The sequence below is a fragment of the Leisingera coralii genome, assembly GCF_049056525.1.
Classification (GTDB): domain Bacteria; phylum Pseudomonadota; class Alphaproteobacteria; order Rhodobacterales; family Rhodobacteraceae; genus Leisingera; species Leisingera coralii.
Window position 1 is genome coordinate 18,810 of record NZ_JBHUPT010000025.1, and the last position, 15,488, is coordinate 34,297.

The following is a 15,488-nucleotide window of genomic DNA, read 5'->3' on the forward strand; positions in this document are numbered from 1 at the left end:
AGTAACTTTCGTTCCTGGTTGAGTGCCGGCATGTGTTTGCCGGCGGTGGAGGCTGCTCATGGGCGCTGTTTCTGCAATCTGGCTGGCCTTTGGCGCCGTTTGGCTGATCGGTTTCTATTTTCTTGCCCGTTACAGGTGGCACCGGCTGGCCAAGGGGCTGGCGCTGCTCTGGGCCGGCATCCTGCTTGGGCTGGCTGTCAGCCTGTTTGAGCAAAATCATGAACACGGCATCCGCAAGGTCGTGTTGTCCCTTTATTTCAACGGCCATCTTGTTTACGGACTGTGCGCGTTCTTGGGCTGGAAATTGGGACAGAAAAAACGATGGCGGCGCGTTCTGAGATCATACTACCGGCGGCTCGCGGGCGGCTGACCCGGCAGAAGCTGCTGGCGGAGCTGACCTGGCTGCGGGTGGGCGGCCCGGCGGACCACCTGTTTCAGCCCGCGGATACAGAGGATCTGGCGGAGTTCCTGCGCCATCTGGATCCGGCGGTGCAGGTGTTTCCGATGGGAGTCGGCTCCAACCTGATCGTGCGCGACGGCGGCTTGCGCGCGGTGGTGATCCGGCTGGGGCGCGGCTTCAATGGCATCGAGACCGATGGCAGTACCGTGACCGCCGGCGCCGCAGCGCTGGATGCGCATGTGGCAAAGAAAGCGGCGGATGCGGGCATTGACCTCACTTTCCTGCGCACCATCCCCGGCTCGATCGGCGGCGCGGTGCGGATGAACGCGGGCTGTTACGGCAGCTATACCGCGGATGTCTTCGTTTCGGCCACCATCGTGACCCGTCAGGGCGAGATCCGCGAGATCACCGCCGATGAGCTGGGCTTCCAGTACCGCCAGACTGCGTTCCCCGAAGGCGCGGTGCTGGTCTCGGCCAAGCTGCGCGGCCCCAAGGGCGACCCGGCGGAGCTGCACGCAAGGATGGAGGCGCAGCTGCGGAAGCGGGATGAGACCCAGCCGGTCAAGGACCGGTCGGCCGGCTCCACCTTCCGAAATCCTGCGGGGTTCTCCTCGACGGGGCGGGCCGACGACGTGCATGACCTCAAGGCCTGGAAGGTGATCGACAATGCCGGCATGCGCGGCGCCCGGCGCGGCGGCGCCCAGATGAGCGAGAAGCACTCCAACTTTCTGATCAACACCGGTGGCGCAACTGCCGCAGATCTGGAGGGGCTGGGCGAAGATGTGCGGAAAAAGGTTTACGAGGATTCCGGCATCACGCTAGAGTGGGAAATCATGCGGATTGGTGATCCGCTTCCCGAATAACCGGAATTCTTGAGCGCCTGCAAAGGTTTGTGCGGCAGCAGCTTGAACGGTAGCAGGATCTGCAGCAGGTCCGGGAAGCGGAAATCTTAACCGTGGTAAAGGCACTGTTAACACGCCGGTAAGATTTTGGGCGTTACGGTGCCGCAAGGACGGCAGGGCGCTGCCGGTTTCTGGGGCGTGCAGCCTCGCAAAAATCAGCCGGAAACACTCCGGCGCAAAATGATAAGGCGGGCCTGCAACGGGTCCCAAGAAACAGGGGCAGTAAAGCCCCGCATGTATTGAGGCGCTTCGTGGTGAGCAAGTCGAGCAGGGCACTCCCGAAAGTCGCGGTGCTGATGGGCGGACCGTCAGCCGAACGCGAGGTATCGCTGTCCAGCGGCCGTGAATGCGCGGCGGCGCTGCGCGGTGAGGGGTTCGAGGTTGTCGAAGTGGATGCAGGCCGGGACCTGCACGCGCGTCTGGCGGAGATCCAGCCGGACGTGGCGTTCAACGCGCTGCACGGGCGCTGGGGCGAGGACGGCTGCGTCCAGGGCGTGCTGGAGTGGCTGCAGATCCCCTATACCCATTCCGGGGTGCTGGCCTCGGCGCTGGCGATGGACAAGCAGCGCTCCAAGGAGGTCTACCGTTCTGCCGGGCTGCCGGTGGTGGACAGCGGGCTGTTTGCCAAGGGTGACGTGAGCGCCGGCCATGTGATGGCGCCGCCCTATGTGGTGAAGCCCAACAACGAGGGCTCCAGCGTCGGCATCTATATCGTGCATGACGCCGCCAACGGCCCGCCGCAGCTGTCGGAGGAAATGCCGGCCGAGGTGATGGTTGAGACCTACGCGCCAGGGCGCGAGCTGACCACCACCGTGGTTGGGGACAAGGCGCTGACGGTGACTGACATCCTGACCGACGGCTGGTATGACTATGACGCCAAGTACAAGCCGGGCGGATCGCGCCATGTGCTGCCCGCCGACCTGCCGCGGGAGATCTTCGACCTGTGCCTGGAATACGCGCTGACCGCGCATGATGCTCTGGGCTGCCGCGGTGTCAGCCGCACCGATTTCCGCTGGGATGAGGCGCGCGGCGCCAGCGGCCTGGTGCTGCTCGAGACCAACACCCAGCCCGGCATGACGCCGACCTCGCTGGCGCCGGAGCAGGCCGCCCATTGCGGCATGACCTTCGGCGAGCTCTGCGCCTGGATGGTGGAGGATGCCTCATGCAACCGCTGAGAGGCTGGTTCCGCAAGTCGGAGGAGGGGCGCTGCGATCCGGCGCCGTCGCGGCTGAAATACCGTTTGCAGCGCTGGATGCTGACGCCCGGCATTCGCTTTGGCCTGCGGTTCGGGGTGCCGTTCTGCCTGGTCCTCGCGGCCGGCAGCGCCTATCTGGCGGATGAGGGCCGCCGCGATGCGCTGCAGGGGCTGATCAACGACGCCCGCGCCGCGATCGAGGAACGGCCCGAGTTCATGGTCAAGGTGATGGCGGTGGACGGGGCAGGCACCAGCGTAGCCCAGGATATCCGCGAGGTGGTGCCGGTGGATTTCCCGGTCAGCTCCTTCGATCTGGACCTGGAGCAGATCCGCGACGTGATCACCGGTCTGGACCCGGTGAAGACCGCGAGCGTCAGGATCCGCCCCGGCGGCGTTCTGCAGGTGGATGTCGAGGAGCGCGAGCCGGCGCTGATCTGGCGCAGCCGCGAAGGGCTGGCGCTGCTGGATGAAAACGGCATTCACGTGGCCGAGCTGGGCCGCCGCAGCCTGCATCCCGATTTGCCGCTGATCGCGGGCAAGGGCGCGGCCGAACATGCGGCGCAGGCGCTGCGGCTGTTTGCAGCGGCGAAACCGCTGGGCAGCCGGCTGCGCGGCCTGGTGCGGGTGGGCGAGCGGCGCTGGGACGTTGTTCTGGACCGCAAGCAGCGCATCATGCTGCCGGCGGAAAACCCGGTGCGCGCGCTGGAGCGGGTGCTGGCGGTGAGTGAAGTTCAGGATTTGCTGGAACGCGATGTGGCAGCGGTGGATATGCGTCTGGCTGGGCGCCCCACCGTGCGGATGTCCGAAAACGCAGTGGAAAACTGGTGGCGGATCCGGCAGTTGAATGGGGGCGGGCAGTAACATGACAGATCTCTATCAGTCGCAGCGGGCAATGCGGCAGATGCGGCGTCAGGCGATGCAGCGCGGCGTGGTGGCCATTCTGGACGTCGGCAGCTCCAAGATCGCCTGCCTGGTGCTGCGCTTTGACGGCACCGGAAAACTGAGCGAGGACGGCTCCATCGGCGCTTTGGCCGGGCAGTCCGGGTTCCGGGTGATCGGCGCCGCCACCACCCGGTCGCGCGGGGTGCAGTTCGGCGAGATCACCGCGATGCAGGAAACCGAGCGTGCCATCCGCACCGCGGTGCAGGCGGCGCAGAAGATGGCCGAGGTGCGGGTAGATCACGTGATCGCCTGTTTCTCCGGCGCCAATCCGCGCTCCTACGGGCTGGACGCGGCGCTGGACCTGGAAGGCCAGGTGGTGTCGGAACATGAGGTCGCCCAGGTGCTGGCTGCCTGCGAGGTGCCGGAATACGGCGCCGGCCGCGAGGTGCTGCACGCGCAGCCGGTGAACTTCGCGCTCGACAACCGCTCCGGCCTGGCCGATCCGCGCGGCCAGATGGGGCAGACGCTGGCGGTCGACATGCACATGCTGACGGTCGATGCCATCGCCGTGCAGAACCTGGTGCGCTGCATCCAGCGCTGCGACCTGGAGCTGGCGGGGATTGCGTCGTCGGCCTATGTCTCCGGCTTCTCGGCGCTGGTCGAGGATGAGCAGGAGCTGGGCGCGGCCTGCATCGACATGGGCGGCGGCTCCACCTCGATCTCGATCTTCATGAAGAAGCACATGATCTATGCCGACGCGGTGCGGCTGGGCGGCGATCACATCACCAGCGACATCTCGATGGGGCTGGGGGTGCCGCTGTCCAATGCCGAGCGGATCAAGACCTTCTGCGGCGGCGTCCATGCCACCGGCGCCGACGACCGCGACATGATCGACATCGGCGGCGATACCGGCGACTGGGAGCACGACCGCCGCACCGTCAGCCGGGCTGAGCTGATCGGCATCATGCGGCCGCGGGTCGAGGAGATCCTGGAAGAGGTGCGGGCGCGGCTCGATGCGGCCGGGTTCGAATACCTGTCCAGCCAGCAGATCGTGCTGACCGGCGGCTCCAGCCAGATCATGGGGCTGGACGGGCTGGCGAGCCGCATCCTGGGCCAGCAGGTGCGCCTGGGCCGCCCGCTGCGGGTGCATGGCCTGCCGCAATCGGCGACCGGGCCGGGCTTTGCCTCTGCCGTGGGGCTGTGCCTGTTCGCGGCCCATCCGCAGGACGAATGGTGGGATTTCGACATGCCCGCCAGCCGCCATCCGGCGGGCACCCTGGGCCGCGCCGTGCGCTGGTTCCGCGACAACTGGTAAGCCGGAACTCAATTCAACCGGAATGGGCAAAGAGGGCGTGACAGCGCCGGAAGGACCCGTTAGGTTGTTCTTAACGTCCGCGAAAAGCGGCGAGTCAGCAGGCCGGGCAGTGGCCAGCCAAGTATCAGACAGACCTTCTCCCGCAATCGGTGATTTGCGGGCGCGACGGCTTTGTTGTGTGTGGCTTGTGCTTGAACCGCAATATCTGCTAGGGACGGCGAAATACCGCGATTTGGTTTTAGAATGAGACCTTATTTTGTGGCACAAAGTGCTTTTTGGGATGACGCATCATCCGCTGCGCGGTAAGATTATGGTGAATAGGACAGGAATAAGCCCTTTGCGGGAGGGCGGGTAACACAGGCGGTAAGAGCATGACGTTGAATCTTTCGATGCCCGGGCAGGAAGAGTTGAAGCCGAAGATCACGGTATTTGGTGTCGGCGGGGCCGGCGGCAACGCCGTCAACAACATGATCGCCAAGGAATTGGACGGGGTCGAATTCGTCGTCGCCAATACCGACGCGCAGGCGCTTCAGCAAAGCTCGGCCAAGAGCCGCATCCAGCTGGGTGTGAAAGTGACCGAGGGGCTGGGTGCCGGCGCCCGTCCGCAGGTCGGCTCCGCCGCGGCTGAGGAAAGCATCGAGCAGATCGTCGACCACCTGGCCGGCGCGCACATGTGCTTCATCACCGCGGGCATGGGCGGCGGCACCGGCACCGGCGCCGCACCGATCATCGCGCAGGCCGCGCGTGAACTTGGCGTGCTGACCGTTGGCGTCGTCACCAAGCCGTTCCAGTTCGAGGGCCTCAAGCGGATGCGCCAGGCCGAAGCAGGCGTCGAAAGCCTGCAGAAGGTGGTCGACACGCTGATCATCATCCCGAACCAGAACCTGTTCCGCCTTGCCAACGAGAAGACCACCTTCACCGAGGCGTTCTCGATGGCGGATGACGTGCTGTACCAGGGCGTCAAAGGCGTCACCGACCTGATGGTGCGCCCGGGCCTGATCAACCTCGACTTTGCCGACGTGCGCGCGGTGATGGACGAGATGGGCAAGGCGATGATGGGCACCGGCGAGGGCGAGGGCGAGGACCGCGCCGTGCAGGCCGCAGAGAAGGCGATTGCCAACCCGCTGCTGGACGAGATCAGCCTCAAGGGCGCCAAGGGCGTGCTGATCAACATCACCGGCTCGCACGACCTGACCCTGTTCGAGCTGGACGAAGCCGCCAACCGCATCCGCGAGGAAGTGGATCCGGACGCCAACATCATCGTCGGCTCTACCCTGGACACCGGCATGGAAGGCCGGATGCGGGTCTCCGTCGTGGCCACCGGCATCGACGCGACCGACGTGAACACCGAAATGCCGGTGCCGCGCCGTCCGATGTCGGCACCGCTGCGCCAGACCGTCAGCGTCGAGGAAACCCGCGCCGCGCCGCTGGAGCTGGAAACCCCGGCTGAACAGCCGAAACCGGCCGAAGCTGCCCCGGCACCGGCTCCGGCCCCCGAGGCTGTTGAACCCGCCGCCAAGCTGGAAGAGCCGTCGCTGTTCGAAGAAATGAACGTGCAGCAGGCCGCCGAGCAGGACCAGTCCGGCGACGTCTTCGAAGAGCCCGAGCAGATGGGCGATGACGGCCTGCCGCCGCCGGCCTATCAGCCGCAGGTGCCGGAATTCCGCCCGCAGGCGGATGTCGCCGGACAGCAGCCCGACGCCTTTGTCGCGCCCAAGGCGCCCGCACCTGGCACCCCGTCGCCGCAGGCGCTGGAGCGTCTGCAGGCCGCAGCCCAGCGGGTTCAGCAGCCGCAAGCCCAGCAGCCGCGCCCGGTGGCGCCCGCCGCACCGGCTCCGCAGCAACAGCAGCAGCAGCCCGAGGGCCAGCGCCGCTTTGGCCTCAATTCGCTGATCCACCGGATGACCGGAACAGCCGAAACCCCGGCGGCCAAGCAGAAGCCCCAGGCGGTGCGCCAGCAGCCCGCGATGCAGGCGCCGGCCCCCTCGGCGCAGCCGCAGCAGGCTCAGGCGCAGCAGGCCGATCCCGACCAGGAACGTATCGAGATCCCCGCGTTCCTGCGCCGCCAGGCCAACTGACGCATCACATATCACGCCGATGAAAGCCGCCTTTTGGGCGGCTTTCTTGTTTTAAATCAGGAGTTTGCGCGGTTCTGAGCGGTGTTTTGCCTATCTGTTACAGCCATGTTTCAAACCGTTACAAAGATTGAGTTGTAGGATTTTTTGCAAAACCTTAACTCTCTTTCGCAACACGGCCCCCGAGGCCGGAAATAGTGAAACGAGGCGCAACGTGCAGAATACGCTCAAAGCATCGGTGGCATTCGAAGGGGTTGGCCTGCATTCCGGCAAACCCGCCCGCATGGTCCTGATCCCGGCTCCGGCCGGACATGGCATCGTGTTCAAGCGCACCGACATTGCATTGGGCAACACCGTGGTTCCGGCGCGCTGGGACCTGGTTGAGCGCAGCCCGCTCTGCACCCGGCTGGTCAACACCTCCGGCGTCAGCGTCTCCACCGTCGAGCATATCATGGCGGCGCTGGCAGGCTGCGGCGTGCACAACGCGCTGATCGAGATCGACGGCCCGGAAGTGCCGATCGTGGATGGCTCTTCGGCACCGTTCGTGCGCGGCATCATGCAGTATGGCGTGCAGCGCCAGGGCGTGCCCGCGACCGCCTATGAAGTGCTGAAGCCGGTGACGGTGGAAAAGGACGGCGCCCGCGCCACCCTGCTGCCGTCGGACCGGCTGACCATCGAATTCCACATCGACTTTGCCGAGGCCGCCATCGGCCGCCAGAGCAAAGTTCTGGACATGCGCAACGGCAGCTTTGCGCGCGAGCTGTGCGACAGCCGCACCTTCTGCCGCCAGGCGGATGTCGAAACCATGCAGGCCAACGGTCTCGCTCTGGGCGGTGTGCCGGGCGAAAACGCGGTTGTGTTTGACGGGGAACGGGTCGAGAGCGGCGCAGGCCTGCGCCACTCGGACGAGCCTGTACGCCACAAGATGCTGGATGCGCTGGGGGATCTGGCGCTGGCCGGGGGGCCGATCTTGGGGCGCTACGTTGGGGAGCGCGCGGGGCACGCGCTGACCAACACCTTGCTGCGTGCCTTGTTTGCGGAGCCGGGCGCAGTCCGGGCCGTCGTCTGCGATGCAGCGATGACCGCACGGCTTCCGGGGCAGGGCCTGATCTGGTCGGAAATCCCGGCAGAGCAGCGCCGCGTGGCATAAGGCAAAGAAACAGGAACGAGCGGACAACTGGCCCGGGACCCTCATGTCCCGGGTCTTTTCCTGTGACGGAAGGGCAGCCGGAGGGCAGGCGTTTCCGCACAGCCTTGACCGCGGCCGGCTTTCTCTGCCATGTGAACGCGGAAGTGGCGAAAGGCGTTTTGCGCGCCATTCGAATATGCTAGAGACGGCATAACCGGGGCGGACACCCGTAAGTCAATGACGGTGAGGTTAGGCATTATGAACGGCATCAGGGCAGGAGCCAGAACCCTCGGCGCGGTTGTTCTGATGGCAGTGCTTGCGGGTTGCGGCGGCGACGGCGGCGCAGTCAAGCGCGGCGAGTCGGTCGAGGCCTATTCCCCCGATCAGATCTATGAGCGCGGCGAGTTCGAGCTGGCCAACCGGCGCCCCAAGGATGCGGTCTATTACTTCGCCGAGGTCGAGCGCCTGTACCCCTATTCGGAGTGGGCGAAACAGGCGGTGATCATGCAGGCCTTTGCCTACCATTCCAGCAAGGATTACGAGAACAGCCGCGCCGCGGCACAGCGGTTCATCGATTTCTACCCGGCGGATGAGGATGCGGCCTATGCCCAGTATCTGCTGGCGCTCAGCTATTACGACCAGATCGACGAGGTGGGCCGCGACCAGGGGCTGACCTTCCAGGCGCTGCAGGCGCTGCGCACGGTTATCGAGGTCTACCCGGACAGCCAGTACGCCACTTCAGCCATCCTGAAATTCGACCTGGCCTTTGACCATCTGGCGGGCAAGGAGATGGAGATCGGCCGCTATTACCTGCGCCGCGGCCACTATACCTCCGCGATCAACCGCTTCCGGGTAGTGGTGGAGGACTTCCAGACCACCAGCCACACGCCTGAGGCACTGCACCGCTTGGTCGAAGCCTATCTGTCACTGGGCCTGACTGCCGAGGCACAGACTGCGGCGGCGATCCTGGGCCATAACTTCCAGTCCACCGAATGGTATGAGGACAGCTACAGGCTGCTGACCGCAAGCGGGCTCGAGCCCAAGGACCGCGGCAACAACTGGCTGAGCCAGATCTACCGGCAAACGGTGAAAGGGCAGTGGCTGTAACGGCCGCTGCGGCAATGGGGCGGGGCGATGCTGCGCGCGCTTGATATCCGGGATATCCTGATCATCGACCACCTGGAGCTGAACTTTCAGCCCGGGCTGAATGTGCTGACCGGCGAGACCGGGGCCGGCAAATCCATTCTTCTCGACAGCCTGGGCTTTGTGCTGGGCTGGCGCGGCCGTGCCGAACTGGTGCGCCAGGGCGCCCGGCAGGGCGAGGTGCTGGCGGAATTCGACCTGGCCGCGGACCATCCTGCCCATGCCATCCTGGAGGAAGCCGGCCTGCCCGGCGGCGACAGCCTGATCCTGCGCCGGGTGAACACCGCCGACGGCCGCAAGACCGCCTGGGTCAATGACCGCCGCTGTTCGGGCGAGGTGCTGCGGGCGCTGTCGGAAACCCTGGTGGAGCTGCACGGCCAGCATGACGACCGCGGGCTGTTGAACCCGCGCGGGCACATGGCGCTGCTGGACCAGTATGCCGGCACCCAGCCGCTGCTGGCGGAGGTGCGCGCGGCCTGGACCGGTGCGGCCAAGGCGCGCAAGACGGTTGCGGCCACCCGCGCGGCGCTGGAGGCGGTGCGGGCCGAGGAAGAGTTCCTACGCCATGCGGTTGCCGAACTGGACAAGCTGGATCCGCAGCCGGGCGAGGATGAGGCGCTGGACACCCGCCGCCGCCAGATGCAGGCGGCAGAGCGCATCCGAGGCGACATCGCCCGTGCCCATGCGCTCCTCAGCGAGGGCGCCGAGGCTGCCATGGGCGAGGCGCAGCGCTGGCTGGAGGGCGTCGCGGGCCGGGAAGACGAAACCGGTCTGGATGAGCCGCTGGCGGCGCTTTCGCGCGCTATGATCGAGCTGGGCGATGCCCAGGACGGGGTCGAGCGGGTGCTGGGCAGCCTGGACTTCAACCCGGGCGAGCTTGAGGATTGCGAGGAGCGCCTGTTTGCGATCCGCGCGCTGGCGCGCAAGCACGGCGTGCAGGCCGACGAATTGGGCGACTATGCCGAAACCCTGCGGGCCAAGCTGGCGGCGCTGGACGCAGGCGACCAGGACCTGGCTGACCAGGAGGCGGCGCTGAAGGCGGCAGAGGCGGCTTATACGCAAGCCGCCAAGCAGCTGGGCGCCGTGCGCCGCCAGGGCGCTGCGGCGCTGGACAAGGCGGTGATGGCGGAGCTGGCGCCGCTCAAGATGGAGCGCGCGGTTTTCGAAACCCGCATCACCACGGCAGAGCCGGGACCGGACGGAACGGATGCGGTGGCCTTTACCGTTGCCACCAACCCCGGCGCGCCTGCCGGGCCGCTGAACAAGATCGCCTCGGGCGGGGAGCTGAGCCGCTTCCTGCTGGCGCTCAAGGTCTGCCTGCGCGGCGAGGATGCCAGCAAGACGCTGATCTTCGACGAGATCGACCGCGGTGTCGGCGGCGCGACGGCGGATGCCGTGGGCCGCAGGCTCCGGAACCTCGCCAGCGGCGGCCAGGTGCTGGTGGTGACCCACTCGCCGCAGGTGGCGGCACTTGGCGGCCACCACTGGCAGGTGCGCAAGCAGGTGATCGACGGCATGACCCTGTCGCAGGTGGTGCCGCTGGATGGCACCGAGCGGGTGGATGAGCTTGCCCGTATGGTGTCCGGTGATACCATCACCAACGAGGCCCGCGCCGCGGCCCGCGCACTGCTGGCCGGATAGCCTGCCGCAGCACCTGGCCGGGTGAGGGTTCTTTAACTGGCTTCATGGCAGTTGTAGGCCATTGAAAATAAAAGACCCGCTGGCAGGTTATGGTGCAAGAAATCCGTTCGTCCCTTTCCGCAATCTCCCTGCAATGGCTGGCCGCCCTCAAGGACATCTGGCGGGTGCTGCGCCACCGCGGCCCCAGCCAGTTTCAGTTCTGGCTGATCGCGCTGCTGATCGGCATCGCCGCCGGTTTTGCGGCGCTGTTCTTCCGCAAGGGGATCGCCGCGTTGCAGGCCTGGGTCTATGGCGCGCCGGATGTCGATTACCTGCATAGCTTTGCGCAGGGCCTGCCCTGGTATGTGCTGGTATCCATCGCCGCGGGCGGCGGGCTGGTGGTGGGCCTGATCCTCGACCGGTTCACCCCGGACGGGCGGGTGCGCTCGGTCGCCGACGTGATCGAGGGCGCGGCGCTGCACGACGGGCGCGTCGAGCACAAAGAGGGGCTGGCCTCGGCGGTGGCCTCCTTCATCACGCTGTCGACCGGCGGCTCGACGGGGCGCGAAGGGCCTGTGGTGCATATGGCGGGCGTCATCTCCACCTGGGTCAGCAACCGGATCAATGCCGACGGCATCACCGGGCGCGACCTCTTGGGCTGCGCGGTGGCGGCGGCGGTGTCGGCCAGTTTCAACGCGCCGATTGCCGGTGCCCTGTTTGCGCTGGAGGTGGTGCTGCGCCATTTCGCGGTCAATGCCTTTGCGCCGATCGTGATCGCTTCGGTCGCGGGCACCGTGATCAACCGGCTGGAATACGGCGACGTCACCGAATTCACCCTGAACACGCCCGGCGCCTTGCAGTTCTATGTGGAGCTGCCGGCCTTCCTGATCCTGGGCCTGATCTGCGGCCTGGTGGCAGTGGTCCAGATGCGGGCGATCTTCTTTGCCGACAAGGTGGGCAACAAGGTGCAGGAACGGCTGCGCCTGCCGCGCTGGCTGCGCCCCGCTGTCTCGGGCGCCATGCTGGGCGTGATCGCGGTCTGGTACCCGCACATCATCGGCGTCGGCTATGAAACCACCGTGCTGGCGCTGACCGGCGGGCTGCTGCTGGGCCAGGCGGTGATCTTTACCGTCGTCAAGACTGCCGCCGTGGCGATCACCATGGGCGGGCGCATGGGCGGCGGGGTGTTCTCGCCCTCGCTGATGATCGGGGCGCTGACCGGGCTGGCCTTTGGCCTGATTGCCACCTCGGTGCTGCCGGACGTGTCGGGCACCCACACGCTTTACGCCTTTGCCGGCATGGGGGCGGTGGCCGCTGCAGTGCTGGGCGCGCCGATCTCCACCACGCTCATCGTGTTCGAACTCACCGGCGACTGGCAGATCGGCCTGGCGGTGATGGTCTCGGTGTCGATGTCCACCGCGCTGGCGTCGCGGCTGGTCGACCGCTCCTTCTTCCTCACCCAGCTGGAAAAGCGCAGCATCCACTGCGCGGCCGGCCCGCAGGCCTATCTGCTGGCCCTGATCCGCGCCGGCACCGTGATGCGGCCGATGGGCGACAGCCGCTGCGCCTCGCTGGAGGAGTGCCAGGCGCTGGTGGAGGAGGGGCTGTGCATCCGCGCCTCCGCCTCGCTGGAGGCGGCGATGCCGGTGTTCGACCGGGCCGGCGTTGCCTATCTGCCGGTGATGATGGAGGAGGGCGGCACGGAGGAGATCATCGGCGCCCTCTACCATGTGGATGCGCTTAAGGCCTACAATCGCGCCCTGGCCGCGACCGCCGCTGAGGAACACAGGTAGGGGCAGGGGGAAAAGCTGCAATTTCGCCCGCGCAAACCCGTGCCGGTTTAGGGGAAACTTTCCCCATTGCTCCCCGGATATGTGCGATTTTGGATACAGGTTAAGGATTAATTAATCTGTGCATTGCCCTGCAGCAATCTCTGGCTGAACATTGCGTGAGAATACCGCAAAACACTCACATCGGCAGGCAACAAGATGCAAAACTTCGAAACTGGCCCGCAAGAGGCTGGTGCGAAACATAAGGCGGACGAGCGGGAAAACGAGCGGGCGGCACTGGAAGCGGTGATCAACTACGCGATTCAGTGCGCGCGGGAAACGGATATTCTCGGCGCAGGTGATTCACTGGAGCAAGCCAGGCAGAACCTCAGCCGGGCTGTGCTCACCTGACGCTCCCAGGCCTTTTCCAACGATAAGCGGGCGCTGTTTGAAGCGGCAGACGGCCGCTGCCTTTCTGCGCGGGTCCGCAAAAAATTACACCGGCGCCAGGGCGCCGGTGCGGGATGTTTCAGACTGTCCGCCCTTTGGCGGGGCGCCCGGGGATGCGCCGCGCTGGTGCCGCCGCAGCCGGGCAGGCCGGCTCAGACCTGCTCCACCTTGACGGAGTCGCTCAGCACAAAGGCCAGATGGCCCTTTATTTCCGCCACCTCTTCCTTGGGATCCTCATAGCTCCAGGCGGCGTTTTCCGTCACCGAGGACTTGTTGGCGATCGAGAAGTAGCTGGCATCGCCCTTGTGCGGGCAATGGGTGGTCTTGCTGGTGCGGTCGAGGAACGCCATGGCGATGTCTTCGCGCGGGAAATAGATGACCGGATCCAGATCGCCCTCCGTCAGCTCCAGCGCATTGGAAGTTTCGCCCAATACGGCGCCGCCGGAACGGACGGTCCAGGTGCCTTCGGCCTTGCGGATACGGATAGTGGTCATGCGTGTTTTCCCATTCTCTTCGGTCTTGTCGTCTTTGGTTCAGTCTATGTAGCAGCCTATGTAACACCGCAGTGTCACAAGGGGGCGGTTGCGGCATCAAGCCACGCCTTTGCGGCGGGGCTGAGCAGCGGGCCGATTTTTGCCAGAACCTCCCGGTGATAGCTGTCGAGCCAGTCTTTCTCGTCCGCTGGCAGCAGGGAGGCATCCACCAGCCGCCGGTCTGCCGGGGCAAAGGTGAGCGTGCGCCAGCACAGCATGTCGCGCTCCGGGTCGCTGGTGTCAAGGGCCGGGGCCTCTTCGACAACCAGAAGGTTCTCGATCCGGATGCCAAAGGCTCCCTCCCGGTAGTATCCGGGCTCGTTTGACAGGATCATGCCGGGCTCCAGCGGCACATGGCTGGTGCGCGCCAGCCGCTGCGGGCCTTCATGCACGCTGAGATAGGCGCCGACGCCGTGGCCGAGGCCGTGGTTGAAATCCTGGCCCGCCAGCCACAGCGGCATCCGGCCGATGCATTCGATATCGCGGCCGGCCAGCCCCTTGGGCCAGCGCAGGCGGGACATGGCGATCATGCCCTGCAGCACGCGGGTATAGGCGGCGCGCTCCTCGTCTCCGGGCGAGCCGATGGCAATGGTGCGGGTGATGTCGGTGGTGCCGTCCAGGTACTGGCCGCCGCTGTCCAGGACCAGCAGGTGGCCGTCCTCCAGCCGGGTGTCGGTCTCTTCGGTCACGCGGTAGTGCATGACGGCGCCGTTCTCGCCGGTGCCGGCGATGGTTTCAAAGCTGATGTCGCGCAGGGCAGGGTCTTCGCTGCGCAAGCTTTCCAGCTTCTTCACCACATCAATCTCGGTGATGGTGCCGGGCGCCTGCGCGTCCAGCCAGGCCAGCATCTCGACAATCGCAGCGCCGTCGCGCAGGTGGGCGGCGGCGCTGCCCGCGATCTCGGCGGCATTCTTGCGCGCCTTGGGCAGGGCGCAGGGGTCGCCCGCCGCTGCCAGGCGGTCGCCAAGCGCATCGGCCACGACCTGCGGCACGGTGCCGGTATCCGCGGCGACAGAGCCGTTGAGGGCCGCCGCGGCCTTGAGGAAGTCTTCGGGCGGATGCACGGTGACGGCGCTGCCGAAGTGGCCCTTGAGGCCCTGGAGCTTCTCCGCTGCCATGAACAGGTCCACCCGCGCGTCGCTGTGCAGGATGGCAAAGCCATGCGCCACCGGGTTGCGCGCCACGTCGCTGCCGCGGATGTTCAACAGCCACATGATGCTGTCGGGCAGGGTGATCACTGCCGCCGCCTGGCCCGCGTCCTGCAGGCCCTTGGCCAGCCGCGCGCATTTGTCCGCAGCGCTTTCGCCCGCGTATTCCAGCGGGTGCGCCGCCACAGGGTTCATCGGCGGTGCAGGCTGGTCCTGCCAGATCCGGTCCACCAGGTTTTCGCTTTGCGCCAGGGTGATGCCGCTGCCCGCCAGCTCCTTGGTGAGCGACGTGAGCTGCCCTGCGGGATGCAGCCAGGGATCGAACCCCACCTTGCCGCCATGCGTCAGCTGCTCCTTCAGCCAGTCTGCCAGCTGCACCTCGGGCCAGGGCACGGGAGTGTACTCCGCAGCCACCTGGCGCTTCACCTGGGTGCGGTAGCGGCCGTCGATGAAAACGCCGGCAATGCCCTGCAGCACCGCGCAGAAGCCCGCCGAGCCGGTGAAACCGGTGAGCCAGGCGAGCCGCTCGTCATGCGGCGCCACGTATTCGCCCTGATGCGCGTCGGCGCGGGGCACCAGGAAACCGTCGAGCCCTTCCACAGCCAGTTCCTTGCGCAGCGCAGCCAGCCGCGGCGGCCCCTGGTCCGGGCGGGCGGTCACGTCGAAAGTCTGATACATCGGCATGTCTCCTGCTAAAGGGGCGGGGCGGCAGGACGCTTGCGCATTCCGGGGCCGCGGCAAAGAAAACGCGCGGGCCGGGGCACGCGCCCCTTCTTGTCCCAAATCGCCCTGCTGCTGGCAAGGGCGGCGGCGGGGAGATTTCCCGGGACCTGACGGCACAATGCGAGGGGCGGACGAACGGGCGGGCTCCCGCCCGGCCTGAGCGCATCTCAGATGCGCTGCGGCCCGTTGGGCCATGCGCCGGAT

General features: G+C 66.4%; 13 protein-coding genes. 11 read left to right on the forward strand and 2 right to left on the reverse strand.

The features are described 5' to 3' along the window. The first annotated feature begins 58 nt into the window (after positions 1-58). From ACFMBG_RS10410 to ACFMBG_RS10460, 11 genes are all read left to right on the forward strand, one after another. A complete protein-coding gene (locus ACFMBG_RS10410) occupies positions 59-370 on the forward strand; it encodes a hypothetical protein (RefSeq protein ID WP_421054623.1) in 312 nt (103 codons plus the stop codon). After that, the gene (gene murB / locus ACFMBG_RS10415) at positions 322-1,263 is read left to right on the forward strand and encodes a UDP-N-acetylmuramate dehydrogenase (RefSeq protein ID WP_421054624.1); all 942 of its coding nucleotides are present in this window, start codon (positions 322-324) and stop codon (positions 1,261-1,263) included. Before ACFMBG_RS10410 ends, murB begins: the two co-directional genes overlap by 49 nt. A gap of 293 nt (positions 1,264-1,556) precedes the next feature. Next, the gene (locus tag ACFMBG_RS10420) at positions 1,557-2,477 is read left to right on the forward strand and encodes a D-alanine--D-alanine ligase (protein ID WP_421054625.1); all 921 of its coding nucleotides are present in this window, start codon (positions 1,557-1,559) and stop codon (positions 2,475-2,477) included. Beyond that, positions 2,465-3,358 (forward strand): cell division protein FtsQ/DivIB, encoded by an 894-nt coding sequence (locus tag ACFMBG_RS10425; RefSeq protein ID WP_421054626.1) that lies wholly within the window; start codon positions 2,465-2,467, stop codon positions 3,356-3,358. The genes ACFMBG_RS10420 and ACFMBG_RS10425 overlap by 13 nt, the downstream gene beginning before the upstream one ends. A gap of 1 nt (position 3,359) precedes the next feature. Beyond that, positions 3,360-4,694 (forward strand): cell division protein FtsA, encoded by a 1,335-nt coding sequence (ftsA, locus tag ACFMBG_RS10430; RefSeq protein WP_421054627.1) that lies wholly within the window; start codon positions 3,360-3,362, stop codon positions 4,692-4,694. A gap of 371 nt (positions 4,695-5,065) precedes the next feature. Then, positions 5,066-6,772 carry a cell division protein FtsZ gene (gene ftsZ, locus ACFMBG_RS10435; protein WP_421054628.1) on the forward strand — a complete coding sequence of 569 codons (1,707 nt, stop codon included), beginning with the start codon at positions 5,066-5,068 and terminating at the stop codon, positions 6,770-6,772. A 211-nt stretch (positions 6,773-6,983) separates the two neighbouring features. Then, on the forward strand, positions 6,984-7,919 hold the full coding sequence (gene lpxC, locus ACFMBG_RS10440; RefSeq protein ID WP_421054629.1) for a UDP-3-O-acyl-N-acetylglucosamine deacetylase: 936 nt from the start codon (positions 6,984-6,986) through the stop codon (positions 7,917-7,919). Positions 7,920-8,156: 237 nt separating this feature from the next. Beyond that, on the forward strand, positions 8,157-9,005 hold the full coding sequence (locus tag ACFMBG_RS10445; protein ID WP_421054630.1) for an outer membrane protein assembly factor BamD: 849 nt from the start codon (positions 8,157-8,159) through the stop codon (positions 9,003-9,005). Positions 9,006-9,032: 27 nt separating this feature from the next. After that, the gene (gene recN / locus ACFMBG_RS10450; protein ID WP_421054631.1) at positions 9,033-10,682 is read left to right on the forward strand and encodes a DNA repair protein RecN; all 1,650 of its coding nucleotides are present in this window, start codon (positions 9,033-9,035) and stop codon (positions 10,680-10,682) included. Between the two features lie 89 nt (positions 10,683-10,771). Next, a complete protein-coding gene (locus tag ACFMBG_RS10455) occupies positions 10,772-12,454 on the forward strand; it encodes a chloride channel protein (RefSeq protein WP_421054632.1) in 1,683 nt (560 codons plus the stop codon). Between the two features lie 195 nt (positions 12,455-12,649). Then, positions 12,650-12,841, forward strand: coding sequence for a hypothetical protein (locus ACFMBG_RS10460; protein ID WP_421054633.1), 192 nt, complete (start codon positions 12,650-12,652; stop codon positions 12,839-12,841). Between the two features lie 191 nt (positions 12,842-13,032). On the opposite strand, the gene ACFMBG_RS10465 is transcribed toward ACFMBG_RS10460, so the two are convergent. Both ACFMBG_RS10465 and ACFMBG_RS10470 read right to left on the reverse strand, forming a co-directional pair. Continuing rightward, positions 13,033-13,374 (reverse strand): DUF427 domain-containing protein, encoded by a 342-nt coding sequence (locus ACFMBG_RS10465; RefSeq protein ID WP_421054634.1) that lies wholly within the window; start codon positions 13,372-13,374, stop codon positions 13,033-13,035. A gap of 74 nt (positions 13,375-13,448) precedes the next feature. Next, positions 13,449-15,239, reverse strand: a complete 1,791-nt coding sequence (locus ACFMBG_RS10470) for an aminopeptidase P family protein (RefSeq protein ID WP_421054635.1) — start codon at positions 15,237-15,239, stop codon at positions 13,449-13,451. Between the last annotated feature and the right edge of the window lie 249 nt (positions 15,240-15,488).

Bases quoted from the DNA above. Each gene is read 5' to 3' on its own strand.
- ACFMBG_RS10465 (WP_421054634.1), bottom strand. From the start codon at position 13,374: ATGACCACTATCCGTATCCGCAAGGCCGAAGGCACCTGGACCGTCCGT.
- ftsZ (WP_421054628.1), top strand. From the start codon at position 5,066: ATGACGTTGAATCTTTCGATGCCCGGGCAGGAAGAGTTGAAGCCGAAG.
- murB (WP_421054624.1), top strand. From the start codon at position 322: ATGGCGGCGCGTTCTGAGATCATACTACCGGCGGCTCGCGGGCGGCTG.
- ACFMBG_RS10445 (WP_421054630.1), top strand. From the start codon at position 8,157: ATGAACGGCATCAGGGCAGGAGCCAGAACCCTCGGCGCGGTTGTTCTG.
- ftsA (WP_421054627.1), top strand. From the start codon at position 3,360: ATGACAGATCTCTATCAGTCGCAGCGGGCAATGCGGCAGATGCGGCGT.
- ACFMBG_RS10455 (WP_421054632.1), top strand. From the start codon at position 10,772: ATGGTGCAAGAAATCCGTTCGTCCCTTTCCGCAATCTCCCTGCAATGG.
- ACFMBG_RS10425 (WP_421054626.1), top strand. From the start codon at position 2,465: ATGCAACCGCTGAGAGGCTGGTTCCGCAAGTCGGAGGAGGGGCGCTGC.
- ACFMBG_RS10470 (WP_421054635.1), bottom strand. From the start codon at position 15,239: ATGTATCAGACTTTCGACGTGACCGCCCGCCCGGACCAGGGGCCGCCG.
- recN (WP_421054631.1), top strand. From the start codon at position 9,033: ATGCTGCGCGCGCTTGATATCCGGGATATCCTGATCATCGACCACCTG.
- ACFMBG_RS10410 (WP_421054623.1), top strand. From the start codon at position 59: ATGGGCGCTGTTTCTGCAATCTGGCTGGCCTTTGGCGCCGTTTGGCTG.
- ACFMBG_RS10460 (WP_421054633.1), top strand. From the start codon at position 12,650: ATGCAAAACTTCGAAACTGGCCCGCAAGAGGCTGGTGCGAAACATAAG.